This window comes from Clostridium tarantellae, from assembly GCF_009295725.1.
Taxonomy (GTDB): domain Bacteria; phylum Bacillota; class Clostridia; order Clostridiales; family Clostridiaceae; genus Sarcina; species Sarcina tarantellae.
In genome coordinates this window covers 1-480 of sequence record NZ_WHJC01000648.1, presented here as the reverse complement: position 1 = coordinate 480, position 480 = coordinate 1, and the positions used below count along the sequence as shown (strand labels likewise).

Here is a 480-nt window from a genome sequence, read left to right as displayed (position 1 = left end):
TTATTAGGTTACTAATATTACATCTTGTGCTAATTATTTTTTTTAAAATAAAAAATCCAACATATTTTCTGCTATAATTTAAGAATTACCACAAACCAAACTATAGGAGAAAATATTTTAGATTACAATAATTATTTTATAGGAGAAATAGAAAATTTAAAAGACTTTTTTACAATAACTTATGTAATTATAGATGATATTTACAATAAGTTAATTGCAAATAAGGTTAAGTATAGAAGAAATGCAAGTGATAGCAAACTTTCTGATACAGAAATTATTACTATAAGCTTAGTTGGTGAAGCGATGACTATAGATTCAGAGAAAGCTTGGTTTAGTTTTGTTAAGAAAAATTTTAAAGAACTATTTCCTAACATTGAAGATAGAAGTAGATTTAATAGAACAAAAAGAAATTTATATACAGTAATTTATAGAGTCTTATAAAAATATTAGAATCATAGGAGATAAAGAATATGTTAGTAC

At 22.3% G+C, this 480-nt stretch carries 1 pseudogene; it reads left to right on the top strand.

The features are described from left to right. Positions 1–114: 114 nt before the first annotated feature. Positions 115–426 (top strand): annotated as a pseudogene (locus GBZ86_RS18810) (IS982 family transposase); the annotation flags it as partial. Positions 427–480 lie beyond the last annotated feature (54 nt).